Below are 17,085 nucleotides of genomic sequence, written 5' to 3'. Positions count from 1 at the left end.
TTTTATTTCCGGTCCAAATTTATAAAATCTTTGAGGCAAATATCGAGGTCCATCCAAACCGTATAATTCCATGCATAATTATGCAACATTTGAATTTCTATTTCATCCGCATATTGAAACGCATCCTTGTTGAAAACACTTAGGATTCCTTGTTTCAATACAGGCAAATTCAAATCTTTTTCGCTTTGATAAGAAACCCAGGTCCGTCGGTTGAAAAGAACCTTCAAAATATTGAAGACATACTGCTTCTTATTTTTAAATAAGAAAAGCAGGATCCAAATAAAACAAAGTTGTATAAAACAAAACAATACATCAAACAATCTCTTCTGTCTCAAAAATACGCGTTGCGACAGATGATAATCGAGTTCCAATGCGTAAATATCTCCTGGTTTGTCTTTTGAAGAACTTCCTACAATTCCACTACCGGTTGAAGTCAGAATTTTAAAATCAATCTGGCCACGGAAGCGGGCAATAAATCCCAAAATTTCTTTCCACAACATGTTCTTTTCGCAAAGGATAACTTCTTTTATCCGATGAATTCTTAAAAAATCCTTCCACATCTCTTCCGAATAAGCATTCATGGTATCCGTTGTCCTGTGAATCAGATTTATTTGTTGTTTCATATGGCGGACCATATCCTCGGCTTTAACAAATTGAGTTTCATCTCCAATCACCAAGGCCTGAACTGTATGATCTGAACCGATCATCCATCGATTCAAAACGAGTTTATTAAAGATCAATCTGCTGAGAATCGAATAAGCAATCACATAAAAAAATGAAAACACCAACAGCATTCTCGATGCCCTCCACTCTTCAGGAAGCAATGCATACATGATCAGATTTATAAAAAAACCCCAGATGGATGCAATGATCAGATCCTTAAATGTAAATTTTTTCTCGTAAACACCCTGATAATAAAAAGCAAGTATCCAGATAAATATAAACAGACCTGTATTGAACAAAGTTGCCGTATTATCGAGGTAACCGGAAGATCCGTGATACCACTTCGACCAGCTATTCCGTATCAATTGAAATCCCAACCACAGGAATAAGATATCGACCAGGGTTGCTCGCAACTGCAAAACGAGATCTTTAACAGCGCTTAGCAGAGCCTTCATCCAGATCATCATTTTCAGGAAGAATACAAAAAGGGTTTTATGACCGCCACTGATATGCTTGGATGAAAATATGATCATCGCGTTGTAAAATGAGGTCAGATAATTCAAACTGGATTTACGCGTACTTTCTCCTTTGAAGTGCAGTATGGTTGTTTCCGGAAAATAGTAATTGATGTACCCGGCTTTCTGGATCCGATATGACAAATCGATATCCTCGCCATACATAAAAAACGCCTCATCAAATCCATTCAATTGTTTATACAATTCGGTTTTCATCATCATGAAAGCACCCGACAAAACCTCAACCTTTTGAGTGTTATCGCTGGACAAATGTCCGAGATAGTAGCCATTGAAAATCTTCGAATCCGGAAATAATTTGTACAAGCCCGACATTTTACAAAATGAATTCCACAAACCCGGAAATCCTCTTTTGGATTCGGGCAGGAAATGTCCAGCACCATCCAGCATCTTCACTCCGAGCGCTCCGGCGTCGGGATGGTTTTCAAAAAATTCCAAACACTTTACAAGGCAATCTTCTTCGAGTATGGTATCTGGATTTAAAATAAGGATGTACGCTCCCTTTGCTTCTTGCACACCCAGGTTATTGGCTTTTGAAAATCCAAGATTCTTTTTTGAAGCAATAAGTTTGACCTGCGGAAATAAATTTTCAATCATTTCAACGGAGTCATCCATGGATGCATTATCCACAACTACGATTTCTGCCTGAATTTTTGAAATAGCTTTAGAAACGGAATTCAGGCATTGCTCCAGAAAATGGCGCACGTTGTAATTAACAATGATGATGCTGAGTTTCACCCGATCGCGTTGTCTGAAAGTTGGTAAGCAGTTCGGTTAGAAATGGACCTGCTCAGCGTAAGTTCGTCCGCATATTCCAATTCTGAACCAAATGAAACTCCTCTGGCAAGCATTGTTAATTTAACGGCAGAATCAGGCATATTCTTGTGGATGTAATATGCGGTGGTATCGCCTTCGATATTTGGACGGATCGCAAGAATAATTTCGCTAACCAGGCCGGATTTTATTTTTTCAAACAAAGATGAAATATGGATCTTATCGGGTCCGATTCCATCCAATGGAGAGATCAATCCTCCCAATACATGATATTTACCTTTAAACGTTTGGGTCTCTTCGATTGCAAAAAGATCGCGTACGGATTCCACTACGCAAATAAGACTGCTGTCGCGAACCGGATTCGAGCAAATGGCGCAAACATCGTGGTCACTGTAAGCAAAACAACTTTTACATAATTTCAAATGGGATGCGACATGTTCTACGGCAGTTGCCAGCTGTCTTGTTCTTTCTTTATCCTGCTGTGCCATATGCAATACCAGCCGAAGTGCCGTTTTTTTTCCAATTCCAGGCAAACCACTCAATGCCACCACGGCTTCTTCTAAAATTTTTGAAATTTGATTCATGGCCTAAAATTAAACATTATTATAATTCATAAACTACTGATTTATTGGGAATTTTAATAGCAAATTGGCTAATTGAACCCTTTGGAAGAATTCAAAAAGAAAGGCTTAATTTTGCTCAAAATTAGTGAGATGGCTTCTGTAATTAAAATGCCCAGGCTTTCAGACACCATGACTGAAGGATTTATTAAAGGCTGGACTAAAAAAGTCGGGGAGAAGGTAAAACCAGGCGATGTATTGGCTGAGGTGGAGACTGATAAAGCTACCATGGATCTCGAAGCTTTTGAAGAAGGTACCTTATTGCACATTGCAGTTCAGGAAGGACCCGTGCCTGTCGATGGGATCATCGCTGTAATCGGACAGGCATCAGAAGATTTCCAACAATTGTTGCAGATTTCATCCGCTAACCCCGATCCAAGGAAAGATAAACTTCCGTTTGTTGAAAACATTGATAAAACAAGGTTCTCCTCTCAAAATCAAGAAGAAATAACCCCTCTGCACATTGTCTCAGATCCCGACCAACGAATTAAAGCCTCCCCTCTGGCCAAAAGCATGGCCAGAGAAATGGGAATTCCGCTGGAAAATCTAACAGGCAGTGGCGAACATGGTAGAATTGTAAGAAGAGATGTCGAAAACTTCAAACCAGGTGTAGGCGCCATTTCCATTCAGACCACACAAATTGGGGACCGGGAAGTCGTCCTCAGTCAAATGAGGAAAACCATCGCCAGAAGATTGGCGGAAAGCAAATTTTCTGCGCCGCATTTCTATCTAACTACAGAAGTCAACATGGATGCCTGTGTCCAGGCGCGAACGCAGCTCAATGAGATCTCTCCGGTGAAAATTTCATTCAACGACCTGATCGTAAAAGCCTGCGCATTGGCTTTGAAAAGTAATCCGGGGGTCAATGTTTCCTGGATGGGTGACAAAATGGTCTATCATGGAGATGTCCACATTGGTGTGGCTGTGGCCATAGAGGATGGACTGGTAGTTCCTGTGGTCAGAAATGCCGACCAAAAAACTTTGCTGACGCTGAAAGAAGAAATAAGTGATAAAGCAACCAGGGCCAAAGAACGTAAATTGAATCTCGATGAAATGCAAGGCAATACATTTACCATTTCAAATCTGGGTATGTTTGATATCGAACATTTTACTGCGATAATTAACCCGCCGGATGCCTGCATTCTTGCCGTTGGTTCCATACAGAAAAAACCCGCAGTGGTCAACGATCAATTGGCGATTTCCAGTCGTATGAAGATGACTTTATCTTGCGACCACCGGGCTGTAGATGGAGCCACGGGAGCAAAATTTCTGCAGACCTTGAAAAATTTACTGGAACAACCTGTAAGCATGTTGTTGTAATTGAAAATTATATGGTTTAGAGCTTTGAGAAATTAGCGATTTAGGATCGCCAGAAATTATTTAAGCATTGCGTTTTATAGGTATTTTAAGAATTGTGCTTCCCACCTTTCGTTTACAGATACAAATAAAAGTTGTTAGCGGTCCTTTGCTATATGCTACTTTATAATTTCATAGCATAATTCTACCATTCCGTTCTTGTATGCTGCTGTGTCTTTCAGACGCATTTTTAGTTCTTGTCCGATGTTATCAAAAAACAAAAGTCCTTCACCTAAAATAATTGGTAAAATACTTATTCTAATTTCATCTGCCAATCTCTGACGGATTAACTCTTTTGCAAGCATGGCACCACCAGCTACCCAAACATTTTTATAGGTTGGTTTCAGGCGATCATAAACAAGTTTTTTCAAGTCTCCCGAATAAAATTCAATATTTAATCTGTCGGTTGGCAATTTTCGATTGGTCAATACAATTGTCGGCTTGTCGCCATAAACCCAGCCATAAGATTTTGAAAGTTCCAAAGCGTGTTCATAGGTCCGTGCACCCATCAAGTAGCAATCGATCGTTTTAAGAAACTCTTCAGGATCTTGTGCGTCAATTCCCTGGCCGTATGGATGAGATGTATCAAACCACGATATACTATTGTCTTTTTTAGCAATCCTTCCATCAAGGCTTGAAACCATATGAATCGTTACACGAAATTCATTTTTCATTTAGGAATTGGTGGATTTAGAAATACGAATAGAGACCCGTCCACTGCAACTTCACATGGCATGGAATCTAAAGAATATTGCTGAAGAAAATTTAATTAGAAAAATTCGAAATTAAAATCCCGATTTCTTTTCTTCGCCGGAACCTCCTTCGTTGTTTTCTGTCGATGAAGATTTGGCTTTTCTCTTTTTATGGCATTGTCCGGCAGGAGGACCATCCGGCTTAGGCATTTCAATGTCATCCGGAGCAGCCACTCTGAATTCGGCCCGGCGGTTAACTCCATGATTAACTTTGTGTCCACCCAGGGGTTGTTCTTCTCCTCCGTACATCAGAATAAATCGATCTCTGGCAATGCAGTAAGTATTGACCATGTATTCAATCGCTTCATGGGCGCGGTTGTAGGACAATACTTTATTATAAGCGTTGGAATGTCTGATATCTGTGTGACCGTGTACGGTTATTTTTAATCCCGGATGTGTTTTCATTACCTGAGCAACATTGGCAAACTGAGGTGCATATTTTTCATTGATGCAATACTCATCGAGATTAAAATGAACCATGGGCAGGAACCATTTTACGTTACTCAATAATACATGAGCTGCATCGCCATCTGCAGTACCCGGGGGAATTCCAAATCGCTTATCGATAATATTTTTTACATCTCCTTCGCCAAGCGGTGGATTTACTTTGGCAACTCCTCTTTCGTCAACAGCTATGCCCGGAGGCGAGAAAGGTTCAGCATCTTTATAATCGGGTATGCCGTCGTTATCACTGTCGAGCGCTAATCCTTTAGTATCAACTGCTGCTCCTTCGGGCGTTTCATTATCCTGATCCAATAAATCAATGACTCCATCCTTGTCTGTATCTGTCGGATCGTAAACAGGTCTTTGTTTCAAATCCGCAATATCCTGCATAACGGCATCCAAAGGATTTAACCAATACAATGGTTCTTTCTTCTTTTTAAAACTTCCTATATTGATAGCCAGCCTTAAGTTGGTAAAATGTTGCACATCGTTTTCTGTGGTCTGATCCAGGTTGGTTCTCCAGCGAATTCCATCCAGATAATCGTTATCTGTTAAGCCAATTTGATGTTCTATTGCAATATTAATCCGTCTGTTAATTTTTCTTGCCAATCCGATTCCTGCCTGAAACAAAACATGCGAATTGTAGTCATCTCCAAATCTGAAAATACCATTTTGTTCGTGTGCCCTGGTTTCGTATTTCCCGTCGTAAATGCTTTCCAGTTTGTCTTTGATCTCTGAACGGCCTTTACTTGTATTGAATCGGTCGACTGTAAAATTTGTAATGCCTACTAAATTGGTATAAACCCCATATTCATCTTTGAGGTCGAGCTCGGTGACGTGATGATCCAAACCCAATCCAACAAACATGTACCAATTCCAGACATTGCGATCTTTATGAAAAAGAATATTCCCAATATTGAGTACTCCCTGCAGCGAAGCTGAAAGGTATTTCGTCCGGTAAGATGGAAACCATGCATTACCACCGGAATTGGTGCCATAACCCTGAAAGACCTCCTGTTCATTATCGAGAGAACTGCTGTAAGGTTGAGGTTCCAGACCGTATGCAATCCCATAAAAAACTTCAGCTCTGATGGAAAATGCATAATGCAAAGCCCTTCTTACGTGCAATGCAAATCCATAACCTGGCAAACAGTAATCGACATCGCCACTGATAAAATAATTTCCTACGCCCAATCCGATTTCCCACATGTGTTTGGGTTTAGGCGGATATTTCGACTTGCCCGATTTCCAAAGTGAATTGGGATCATTTGCCTGGGCATTATTTTTGGATGTATCTAATGTTATTGTGCCTAGTGGATTATTTGCATTCTGATCATTTTGGATGATCAGTTGACTATTCTGGGTAGGTTCTGACTGAACAGGTGCCGACTGCATTTCATCCTTTTGGGGCACAACTTCAATATCTGTTTGGGTATCTTCCTCGAGTAGAGGAGTCCGGCCCGCTTTGAAAGAATCTACCGCCGTTGTATCAGGTGGGACGGCTGTACTTTGTCCGTAAGACAAGCTTACACCAATCAGCAGTAAAAAGTATGTGGTTAATCTTAGCCTCATTCGGAGAACTTTGGTCAAAGGATACGGGCATAACATATGTCCTAACAAAGTTATGCAAAAACCCCGCCATTTTGCCTAAACTTAATATAAAAAAATATTAAAATTTATAATGTATTTTATTTCAATGACTTAGAATTAATTACAAATATATTTTCAAGCCATTGGCAATCAAATTTCGATGCTTTTGACCCGACTCAGTGATGCGCTCCACGGCATCGGAAATCAATCCAAATGCATCTTCAAAAATGGATCTTTGGTCTACCTTCCCCTGACCGGACAACAGGTATGAAAAAAGTCTGGCAACCCCACAATTGGCAATAAAATCGGGCAATATCGCGACTCGTTCATCAAGAGCCTTCGATAAGCTGCCAAATATGATTGCATCTTCGTCAAAAGCAACATTGGCACCGCAGGCTATAAGTTCCAGCCCACTATCAATCAAGGTCTCGGCGAGCTTCCTTGTAACCAGTCGCGATGCGGCTGCCGGAACAAAGGCATCAATTTTCAGGTTTTTTAATAGTTCCATCGGATATTGTCCTGGTTCTCCTTCCCCATCCGGTAAAGTATTGGCTACCCTTCCGGTAAACAATTGCTCAATTTTTTGAAAATCAGCTCCATTTTCATCTATAAAATAGGCCGACTTATCCTGAATCAAAACAATTTTACCTCCCTCTTTCGCCAGGTACCAACCGGCCGCAGCTCCCACATTTCCCCAACCCTGGATAAAAAATCGTTTTCCTTGAATGCCATTTTGAGCAAATCGGTTATAGTAAGCTTTGATAGCAGCATAAACGCCGTATCCGGTAATCAGATCTGCCGTGGTATAAGCCCCCGCTTTGTTCTCCGGGGTGAAATGGGGATCTGTTATCTTTAATGAGGTTCCGGTTTTCAATCGTTCGAGACGCTCAGCACTCTGATTCTGATCCAAAGCATAATGACCCGTCAGAACCCCCTGCTGAGGGTGTTGAATCCCAATTTCATTTAGGATTGGACTCACTTCCATACGTTCGTCGACATTCAAATCTCCGGCTGTTCCATAGTAAGTCTTTAACAGGGGTGCAACCGCTTTAAACCAGCGCATCAAGACTTCTTTTTTGCGAGGATCAAGCGGATCAAAGTCAATCCCGGATTTGGCACCGCCGATACCCGGTCCACATAGATTGAACTTTACTTCCATCGTTTTGGCAAGTTCAACCACTTCCATTTGAGTAAGGCCTTTGCGCATGCGCGTGCCGCCTCCGGCTGCCCCACCTTTCAAAGAATTGATCACCGCCCACCCTTTTGCGGAGGTCAGGCTATCGTTCCATTCAAAAACAATTTCAGGAGATTTACTTAAATACCTTTCCAAAGCATCCATACTCTTAAACTTAGGTTTACATATTAAATAAAAAATTAATATGTATATTTGTACTTCAATTTTATTTTATGCAATCATTTGGTTCTTCTAACTCCGGGCTTTTCAATTCCAGATCAGAATTGGCTGCTGTTTTTTTAAAACAAGACGCAAATTACTACCTTAACCCAAATTCAAAATGGATACTTTTTAATACACATGCTTCGGCAAACAGTCCGATGATGAATAATTTAGAAAGTCTCTCTGCAGAGTGGTTTGAAGAAACCGGGATTTGTTACGGAGGTGAATTGTATCCCGATAAAATGGAAGAAAACGCTGCAATGCTTTACCATCTGATGTTTTCTTTACAAAAAACAGTGATTCTCACAGGAGCAGGCATTGACTGGGTAAAAGAAATGCAAAATCAGTGGGCTAATCATTTTAACCCCTACCGGTTAAGCATCATCAGCGAACAAACTTCTTCCTTTACTAATCTGGATCCACATTGCATGTACATGAAGGAAATGCATTTCATCGGACTTCAAAGGCATTATTCTAAATCTGATATTCAAACCAGCAATCATTCCATCCGTCTTGGAGAGTTGCGAAGCAATTCTCAATGCGCAGATCCGTATATCAGATCATCAGAAATTATATATTTCGATTTGAATGCAATTCGATTTTCAGATTGTCCGGCCAATTTTTCTCAACATCCCAGTGGATTGCATGCAGAAGAAGCTGCTGCGATTTCGAGAATGGCAGGATTATCTGACCGCAATAAACTTTTTCTGATCTCCGATTGGGATTACCAACGAGATCACGGAGGAGTAACTTCAGAATTGGTTGCACAGATGGTTTGGTACTATTGGGAAGGTTGCCATTTGAAACAAGTAGATCAGGCTGTCCAAAAGGGGCAATTGACAAATTATCAGGTTCATCTGCACAGCATCGATTACGTAATAAACTTTTATAAATCAGAACAATCCGGCAAATGGTGGTTTGAGGAACCCCTGGTCGATAATGAATTTTCAAATCAATTGATTCCCTGCACCTACGAAGAATACCAACTCACTGCTAAAGAACAAATCCCAAAACGGATTCTTGAAAAAATCAACGGATAAGTTGTTCGAGTTTGGATGATCTCGAACCTTTAATGAGCATCATGGATGCGGCAGGCCAATGGTCATCCAGCCATTTTTTACATGCTTCGCGGTCGTCAAAAAAATGAATGCGATCATCGGTTGCAACGGATTCATAAGCTTTACCAATAAATAAAATTTTGCGATAGTCTCCCAGAGCAGCCAATTTCATCAGGTCCTTATGCTCTTGTTCTGAATATGCTCCCAACTCTGCCATTTCTCCAAGAACCAGCCACTTCTCCGGATGATCCATTTCGGAAAAGCTCTTCAGACTTTGCTGCATCGAACTGGGGTTGGCATTGTAGGCATCGAGTAAAATTTTACAGCCATTTATTTCGATCCATTCAGAACGCATGTTCCCGGGAACATAAGATTCTATCCCTGCTTTAATTTGTTCCAATGCAATGTCATTTGCAAATGCAAGCGCACAGGCAGAAAGTATATTGTCGTAATTATATCTGCCCATCAACACGGAATGTATCCGCATACCTTTAAATTCCATCCATATATCGGGCAATTCCCTTAGAAGTTTGCCTGCATACATGGGATTCAGGTTTTCATCTCCGTAACTGAGCTGATTTTCCTCATTCGAAAATTTTTTACGAATTTCTTGGTCATTCAGATTGAAATAACATCGTCCTTTTTTTTGTTGCAGGTATCGAAAAAGTTCGAGTTTGGTATCTATGATATTTTCATAGGAACCAAATCCTTCCAAATGTGCTTTTCCGATGCTGGTGATCAGACCCTGATCCGGGTCTGCTATGCGACAGAGTTCGTCAATATCACCGGGTTTATTTGCACCCATTTCTACAATCGCTACTTCTGTTTCTTCAGTAATTCTCAAAAGGGTCAAAGGCAGTCCAATGTGATTGTTTAAATTTCCGTGTGTAGCAATCGTGTTGTATTTCAATGAGAAAATTCTCTCGGTCAGTTCCTTGGTGGTGGTTTTCCCATTGCTGCCGGTAATGGAGATGATGCGGGCAGCATTAATTTTCCGGTTGAATGCAGCCATGGCCTGCAATTCCTGAAGGCAGTTCTGAACCCGGATTATACCCGGAACTGCCGGGATGTCTTCATCGACGATTGCATATGCAGCACCTTTAGACAAGGTTTCCGCAGCAAATTGGTTTCCATTAAAATGGGGACCTTTCAAAGCAACAAATATTCCTCCGGGAATGACCTGTCTGCTGTCTGTAAATATCTTCCGGTCTTGCTCCAGATATCTTGTATATGACTCAGAATACGGCATAAAAAAAAACTCACGACCAATAATGCCGTGAGTTTAATTGTTTTTTTAGAAATGACTGCTATTTATTTATAGTCTCTCTTTGTCGATGGTAATTTTCGGTTAAATTCGAGTCCGCCTGCATCGTCATTGCCTTCAGGTCCGCCGGTACGCGTCATTGCACAACGGAAACCAATGGTGCGGTCGGATTTGTCTTCATCCTTAAATCTTCTTGCTCCCGGAGACAACCAGAACAAGCGATCAGCCCAGGATCCTCCTTTATACACGCGTGATTTTTCATTGATCAACGAAGATTTTCCATACTGATATTTGATGAGTTCATCGTCGTCGTCGCGGTATTTTTTAACATCGCCTTTATTGTAGTTTTCACGGAATTCTACAGCAGAATCCGAAACGATCTGATAAGTCAGCTGACCTATACTGTCTTTTTCAACGGGGTTGCCGGATTCGTCCAGAATCAACTCTTTAAATTCATTACCGCGGAAAGGATTCAGGTCGTGATTTTCGACATCCCTTAAACTGGTAGAAGTTAGTGGCCTGAATAAATCTGTAACCCACTCCGATACGTTTCCTGCCATGTTGTAAAGACCGAAATCGTTTGGATAATAAGATTTTACAGGAGCTGCAATATGCGCGTGGTCATTGAGTTTTCCAGCCATACCCATATAGTCCCCATGAGATCTTTTAAAATTGGCCAGGATCTGACCCATGTATTTATCTCTTCTTTTGTAACGGGCACCTGCACCATCCCAGGGGAAATTTCTCCTGTCGGTGATGAGTTCGTCCTTGTTTTCAGATTGTTTTCCTTTCAAAGCCAAAGCAGCATATTCCCACTCAGCTTCCGTTGGAAGGCGATACTCGGGAAGAAGGATACCATCCTCAAATTTAACAGGTCTTTCTCCTCCGGTTTGAATATCGGGCAGATTTTTACGCACGTTGCCCTGATATTGACCAGCCAGATAAGAGCCTGTATTGAAATTATCGGCATCGACTTGCTCAGGATTGGGGTTCAGGATCCCTTTTTCAATAAGGATCATTTCATTCACCCTGTTTGTCCGCCACTTGCAATATTCTACTGCCTGAAGCCAGCTTACACCTACTACCGGATATTCATCATAAGAAGGATATCTGAAATAGGTTTCTACAAAAGGCTCGTTGTAGGCAAGTTCTTCTCTCCAGACCAATGTATCTGGAAGTGCCTGACGGAACACTTCGGGATAAGATTTATACACCCTGTTTAACCAGTAAATGTATTCCCGGTAATTGATGTTCGAAACTTCGGTTTCATCCATGTAAAAGGATGATACGGTAACCCTTCGGGGAATATTATTCCATTCATAGGTTACATCTTCTTCAGTAAGGCCCATAGTAAAGGTACCGCCCTCGATGAGTACCAGGTTTGGTCCGGTTATTTGGCCTTGATAATCAACTTTTTCGAATCCACCCCATTTGGGGTCATTGTACTTCCAGCCTGTGGCTGAGGATTCGTCTGAACTTCTTTTACTGCAGGCTCCTAACAATAATAACGAGCCCAGCAGAAAGACTAAATGAGATAATTTGCCTTTCATCCTACTACTTACTTTTTAGGGGAACAAAGATAAACAAGAATTTATTGTACAAAAAAGAATTTTTTTCTACCTGAACGCCTCAAAACAGTCACTTATATTGGTTTTTCGTTTGATTACCTCTTCGAGATGCAATCCAATGCTCAATTCATGGCTGCCTCCACTACTGATTCCCAAAGCAGAAGTCGTATAATCGAAGCTGTACGCAAACCTCCAGGCAGCTTTTCTCACTCCGAACACTGCAATAAGGGCATCCGAATTGTTTCTGGCCAGCCTGTACCACAGTCCTCCAAAAACCGTGCTCATTTCAATTTGAGCTCCGGCATTGATCTGTAAAAATTCAGATTGCCGGGCAAAAAGGATGGATGGACTTAAGTATGTGGCCTTCGCAGAACTTCCCGATACGGGCAAACGCGCACTTCCATGAAGGACCCATCGGATGGGAATTCCACTATAAGAGGAGCTGTTCACCTTGATGATGTCATTGGCCGGACTGTTGATGTGTTTGGCCGAAAAGCCAATATTGAAATAGGGATTAAAATAAAGCAAACCGGTACCAATGTCGAGGTAAGTACTCTGGACTTTATCGGGTCTGATTTCCTGACTTGGATACGGAGTACCACCCGGAGAAATGGCTCCGAATTCGGGATCGAGCTGATCTCCAAAAATGAATTTATCCCAGCCGTATTTGGTTTGAACCAGACCCAGTTCAATACCCCCTCTCAGATAATTGTCCTTACTGATCCTGGTTTGATATCCATAAGTAAATGAACCTTTTATGGTTTTAATGAGTCCGGCACCGGCATCATCAGCCATCAATTGAAAACCAATACCGCTGTTCATTTTTTCAAAAAACTGATCGTAACTCACTGCATAACTTACATAAGCCGGGGAGGAGGCCACGAGTGCGGGCCATTGGTTCCTGTATATCAGTTCAATACGAGGCGCATAACTGATCCCGCTGAATCCGGGATTGATATGCATAGGCATGGCATAATACTGGCTGAAAATTGGGTCCTGCCCGATAGCTTGAATTTGACTTAAACAAATACATATTGTTAAAATCAGGCATTTCCTGAAATCGTTAAAGTAGCATATCCCCCGAAATAATTCAATCATTCAATCGTTCTTGTTATATTTGAAAACCAATCCAAAATCCTTTTTATTGTAAACGTATGAAGTTCAAAATTATCTCTTTTTTATTCCTGTCTGTCTTTTTTTTAAATGCGCAAACCCATAAACTTGAATTTTCACTGAAATGGGATCTCCAGGCATTTACCTCAAATGGTAATACGATACAATATTTAGATTTTGAAAATGCACATCGAAAAGCAGGCGAAAACCGCCTTCCATTTTTTAAATATGAGTTTGAACTCAATCAAAAAGGCACCCTCAAAGCAAAGTTGATTTTGAAAAATGAAGTAGCTCAGGATGCATCTTTTACAGGTTCTGAATTTAATGAAATCAAAGATGCTTATGTCCTGAACACCTATGTCCTCGAATCGCGATCTACATTCACTGGTATTATTGAAGTTATGCCTTTAAGAAAATCGGAGGACTCAAAATTATCCTTATTGTACAACTTTGAAATAGAATATGAGTTCATTCCAGAATTCAGTCCTCTTCCCGGACCTGATTTTACCCGAATTTCAGCACTTTCTTCCGGAATCTGGCATAAAGTAAGTATTCCTAAAAGAGGATTGTACAAATTGGACCGTTCGTTCTTTTCGAATGTCATGAAAGTCGATGTGAATGCCATCGACCCCAGAAAGATTCAACTGTTCGGCAATGGAGGAAAAATGCTTCCGGAATCCAACGACGATGTTTTTATAGATGACCTGAAAGAAAATGCAGTTTATTTTAAAGGGGAGTCCGATGGTGTATTTAATGATGGAGATTTCATGTTGTTTTATGCAGATGGACCTGATACGTATCAATACGATCCTGCAACACATCATTACAACTACAGAAAAAATGTTTACATGGATGAATCGGTGTATTACATCCGGTTGGACGGCTCCAATGCTAAAAGAATTGCAGCTATTGAATCAGCTATGAATCCATCTTATACAAGTACACAGACCTATGATTTTATTCAGTATGAAAATGACCTGGTCAATTTGCTGGATCTCGATCCGGGTGGCGAAGGTTCTGGAAAAGACTGGTACGGAGAGGAATTGAGCAACAGCAGAGAATTTGATTTTGGAAATCATTTCATTTTTGAAAATATTGATCTGAATCAGAAAGCAAAATTCAGCTTTTCCTTTGCGGGAAGATCTACTTCGAGCAGCACGGTGATCGCCGAAGTCGAAGACAAATCGGTTTCTCAGTCCATTTTTCAGGTGGTGATCAGCAGCATCAGCAGGTTTGCCAATGTGGCCAAACGCACCGACGAATTTCAACCGGTAAGCGATCTCGTCAAAGCTAAAATCAGATACCCCCAGATAAACGGAATCACTTCAGAAGGCTGGCTGGATTATTTTAGAATTTCTGCATTCAGAAAACTCCTCTGGAATTCATCTTCCAATAAACCCATCTATATACTGGATCCCGTGTCATTTCAAGAGGACGTAACCCGGTTTCAAGTGGAAAAAGCCGGAACGGGCAAACTTGTGTGGGACATCACCGATCCCTTGGAAATTAATATGATCAAGCCTTTACCTGCATCAGGTGATTTATTACAGTTTTCGGTCCCCACGCGGAATGCATACAAACAACTGTTAGTATTTGATGAACTATCTACATATCCGGCTCCTAATTATCTGGGAAGCTCCGGCAACCAAAATCTCCATGGATTGGATGAGATCGATATGGTGATCATCTATCATTCTGATTTTAAAAACGAAGCAGAAGAACTGCAATCACACCGGGCACAATTTTCGGGACTTCGCGTCGCGGCAGTAGAGATCAAACAGATCTATAATGAATTTTCATCAGGCTCTCAGGATCCGGCAGCTTTGCGGAATTTTTGCAGAATGCTTTATATGAGGAATCCGACATTTAAATACCTCCTTTTGTTTGGCGACGGCAGTTATGATTTGAGGTATCGCAATAAAAAAGACCCCGACGAAAATTTTATAGTAAGTTACGAAACCGATGAAAGCCTGGATCCCATAACCTCTTTTCCCAGCGATGACTTTTTTGGATTGCTTGATCCGGGAGAAGGTAAAAATCTGACCGGAAAACTGGATATCAACATTGGACGACTGGTCGCACGGGACAGCAGTGAAGCAAAAAATCTGGTGAATAAAATAATCAGATACGACAAAGATCCCAAGACCATGGGGGAATGGAAATTAAATACCTTATACACTGCCGATGATGAAGATTCAAACATCCACTTCCATCAAGCAGAAACCATTGCCCAGAAAACAGCAGAAGCCAATCCGGTTTTTAATCAGGAAAAAATTTATCTGGACGCATTTACCCAGACGACTACTCCGGGTGGAGAGCGTTATCCCGAAGTCAACAAGGCCATTGCCAATTCGTTCTTCCAGGGTACATTGGTCATGAATTATTTGGGCCACGGCGGATATACAGGCCTGGCGCAAGAACGCGTATTCCAAAACAATGAAATTCCAAATCTCGAAAATTATTACAAACTACCACTTGTCATAGTGGCCTCCTGTACTTTCAATGGTTACGACGATCCTTCAAAAACCAATGCTGGCGAAGAAGGATTGCACAATACGAACGGTGGATTTCTTGCCTTGTTTTCTACAGTGCGAGCTGTTTACAGCGATGATAATTTTGACCTGACTTCTTCTGTTTATAAATTGCTATTCCAATTTGAAAATGGGAAGCCCCTACCCCTTGGCGAAATCATGCGCCGTGCCAAAAACGAACACGCATCGGGATTCATCCTTGTGAATTCGAGAAAATTTTTATTATTTGGTGATCCCGCACAACATCTTGCGATCCCTTTGTACAAAAACAAAGTGACAACGATCAACGACAAACCCATTGGCACCGCAGTCGATACCTTCCGTGCATTGGAGCGCGTAAATGTGCGTGGTGTCGTTACAGATCAGAATGATGTCCTGCAGAGTGATTTTAACGGAAAACTTTACATTACGGTTTTTGATAAAGAAATCGAACTGCGCACTAAAGCCAATGACCCGGGTTCCTTTGAAGATCGGTTCAGCATCCAGAAAAATATTATTTACAAAGGATTGGTCAATGTCGAAAATGGAAATTGGTTTTTTAGCTTTAAAATTCCAAAAGACATCAATTACGAATTTGGTAAAGGAAAAATCAGCTTGTATGCAACTGATGAGAAAAGCAGGGATGCTGCCGGATACGAAAACCAGTTTATCGTTGGAGGCGTTTCTTCGGATACGCTTGTTGACGACAATCCTCCGGTCGTCAAGGCATTTATTAACGATGCTAATTTTATATCTGGTGGTATTTGCGGACCAGAACCCAAGCTTTATGCACAAATCAGCGATGATAGTGGAATCAATATATCGGGCAATAGCATTGGGCATGATCTCATTGCGGTGATCGATCAGAATACCAGGAATCCAATTGTGCTAAACCAGTATTATACGTCTCAATTCAACAATCCGCTGGAAGGAGAAGTACTGTATCTGCTTCCTCAACTTTCGGCTGGCAAGCACAGCATCACGGTAACTGCCTGGGATGTTGCCAACAATTTTGGAACCGGCACGGTAGAATTTGTCGTGATTGACGAAAATGATTTGGTCATCAGGGATGTGTATAATTATCCCAATCCTTTCAATGATTACACAAAATTTCAATTCCAGACCAATATCTCGTCTACTCAGATGGATGTTGAGATCGACATTCGTGCTATTTCCGGACAAGGCGTCAGGAAGCTAAAGCAGCGATTTTTGAACAACGGTTACCGGGTGATCAGCATGCAATGGGATGGCCGGGACGACGGAGGATCGGAAATTCCGAATGGCGTTTATACCTATAAAATCAATATAGAAGCTAAAAACGGACAAGAATTGCTGAAAAAACAGTCCTTACCGCAAAAATTGGTCTTGTTAAAATAATAAATCAAGCCGTTTTAGAGTTTATTCCTTGATTTCAAGCATGAAGAAACCTTTTGGTACACATTAT

General features: G+C 41.1%; 11 protein-coding genes. 3 read left to right on the top strand and 8 right to left on the bottom strand.

The genetic code is table 11. The features are described 5' to 3' along the window. Positions 1-2 precede the first annotated feature (2 nt). Positions 3-1,934 carry a glycosyltransferase gene (locus IPM34_07265; protein ID MBK8955339.1) on the bottom strand — a complete coding sequence of 644 codons (1,932 nt, stop codon included), beginning with the start codon at positions 1,932-1,934 and terminating at the stop codon, positions 3-5. Continuing rightward, a complete protein-coding gene (gene recR, locus IPM34_07260) occupies positions 1,931-2,554 on the bottom strand; it encodes a recombination protein RecR (protein MBK8955338.1) in 624 nt (207 codons plus the stop codon). Before recR ends, IPM34_07265 begins: the two co-directional genes overlap by 4 nt. A gap of 129 nt (positions 2,555-2,683) precedes the next feature. On the opposite strand from recR, the gene IPM34_07255 reads away from it, so the two are divergent. Further along, positions 2,684-3,910, top strand: a complete 1,227-nt coding sequence (locus IPM34_07255) for a 2-oxo acid dehydrogenase subunit E2 (GenBank protein MBK8955337.1) — start codon at positions 2,684-2,686, stop codon at positions 3,908-3,910. 155 nt (positions 3,911-4,065) lie between these two features. On the opposite strand, the gene IPM34_07250 is transcribed toward IPM34_07255, so the two are convergent. The 3 genes from IPM34_07250 to IPM34_07240 form a co-directional block, all read right to left on the bottom strand. Then, complete coding sequence (locus tag IPM34_07250; GenBank protein ID MBK8955336.1) at positions 4,066-4,590, bottom strand: dihydrofolate reductase; 525 nt, start codon at positions 4,588-4,590, stop codon at positions 4,066-4,068. A gap of 141 nt (positions 4,591-4,731) precedes the next feature. Beyond that, positions 4,732-6,714 (bottom strand): OmpA family protein, encoded by a 1,983-nt coding sequence (locus IPM34_07245; GenBank protein ID MBK8955335.1) that lies wholly within the window; start codon positions 6,712-6,714, stop codon positions 4,732-4,734. 139 nt (positions 6,715-6,853) lie between these two features. Then, a complete protein-coding gene (locus tag IPM34_07240) occupies positions 6,854-8,071 on the bottom strand; it encodes an amino acid dehydrogenase (GenBank protein ID MBK8955334.1) in 1,218 nt (405 codons plus the stop codon). A gap of 68 nt (positions 8,072-8,139) precedes the next feature. Here IPM34_07240 and IPM34_07235 point away from each other — a divergent pair, with 68 nt between their 5' ends. Beyond that, positions 8,140-9,168, top strand: a complete 1,029-nt coding sequence (locus IPM34_07235) for a hypothetical protein (protein MBK8955333.1) — start codon at positions 8,140-8,142, stop codon at positions 9,166-9,168. Here IPM34_07235 and murF read toward each other — a convergent pair. The 3 genes from murF to IPM34_07220 form a co-directional block, all read right to left on the bottom strand. Next, positions 9,158-10,435: a UDP-N-acetylmuramoyl-tripeptide--D-alanyl-D-alanine ligase gene (gene murF, locus IPM34_07230; protein MBK8955332.1), complete on the bottom strand. Its 1,278-nt coding sequence runs from the start codon at positions 10,433-10,435 to the stop codon at positions 9,158-9,160. The two genes, IPM34_07235 and murF, sit on opposite strands and share 11 nt — an antisense overlap. Positions 10,436-10,497: 62 nt before the next feature. Beyond that, entirely contained in the window at positions 10,498-12,000 is a 1,503-nt protein-coding gene (locus tag IPM34_07225) for an SUMF1/EgtB/PvdO family nonheme iron enzyme (protein ID MBK8955331.1), read from the bottom strand. 66 nt (positions 12,001-12,066) lie between these two features. Next, positions 12,067-13,116, bottom strand: a complete 1,050-nt coding sequence (locus IPM34_07220; protein MBK8955330.1) for a PorP/SprF family type IX secretion system membrane protein — start codon at positions 13,114-13,116, stop codon at positions 12,067-12,069. A 56-nt stretch (positions 13,117-13,172) separates the two neighbouring features. On the opposite strand from IPM34_07220, the gene porU reads away from it, so the two are divergent. Beyond that, positions 13,173-17,018: a type IX secretion system sortase PorU gene (gene porU / locus IPM34_07215; protein ID MBK8955329.1), complete on the top strand. Its 3,846-nt coding sequence runs from the start codon at positions 13,173-13,175 to the stop codon at positions 17,016-17,018. Positions 17,019-17,085 lie beyond the last annotated feature (67 nt).

It is taken from the genome of Saprospiraceae bacterium (genome assembly GCA_016716185.1).
Taxonomy (GTDB): Bacteria; Bacteroidota; Bacteroidia; order Chitinophagales; family Saprospiraceae; genus Vicinibacter.
This window is presented reverse-complemented; position numbering and strand designations above follow the sequence as displayed.

Bases quoted from the DNA above. Each gene is read 5' to 3' on its own strand.
- IPM34_07235 (MBK8955333.1), top strand. From the start codon at position 8,140: ATGCAATCATTTGGTTCTTCTAACTCCGGGCTTTTCAATTCCAGATCA.
- IPM34_07225 (MBK8955331.1), bottom strand. From the start codon at position 12,000: ATGAAAGGCAAATTATCTCATTTAGTCTTTCTGCTGGGCTCGTTATTA.
- IPM34_07220 (MBK8955330.1), bottom strand. From the start codon at position 13,116: ATGATTGAATTATTTCGGGGGATATGCTACTTTAACGATTTCAGGAAA.
- IPM34_07255 (MBK8955337.1), top strand. From the start codon at position 2,684: ATGGCTTCTGTAATTAAAATGCCCAGGCTTTCAGACACCATGACTGAA.
- recR (MBK8955338.1), bottom strand. From the start codon at position 2,554: ATGAATCAAATTTCAAAAATTTTAGAAGAAGCCGTGGTGGCATTGAGT.
- porU (MBK8955329.1), top strand. From the start codon at position 13,173: ATGAAGTTCAAAATTATCTCTTTTTTATTCCTGTCTGTCTTTTTTTTA.
- IPM34_07240 (MBK8955334.1), bottom strand. From the start codon at position 8,071: ATGGATGCTTTGGAAAGGTATTTAAGTAAATCTCCTGAAATTGTTTTT.
- IPM34_07245 (MBK8955335.1), bottom strand. From the start codon at position 6,714: ATGAGGCTAAGATTAACCACATACTTTTTACTGCTGATTGGTGTAAGC.
- murF (MBK8955332.1), bottom strand. From the start codon at position 10,435: ATGCCGTATTCTGAGTCATATACAAGATATCTGGAGCAAGACCGGAAG.
- IPM34_07250 (MBK8955336.1), bottom strand. From the start codon at position 4,590: ATGGTTTCAAGCCTTGATGGAAGGATTGCTAAAAAAGACAATAGTATA.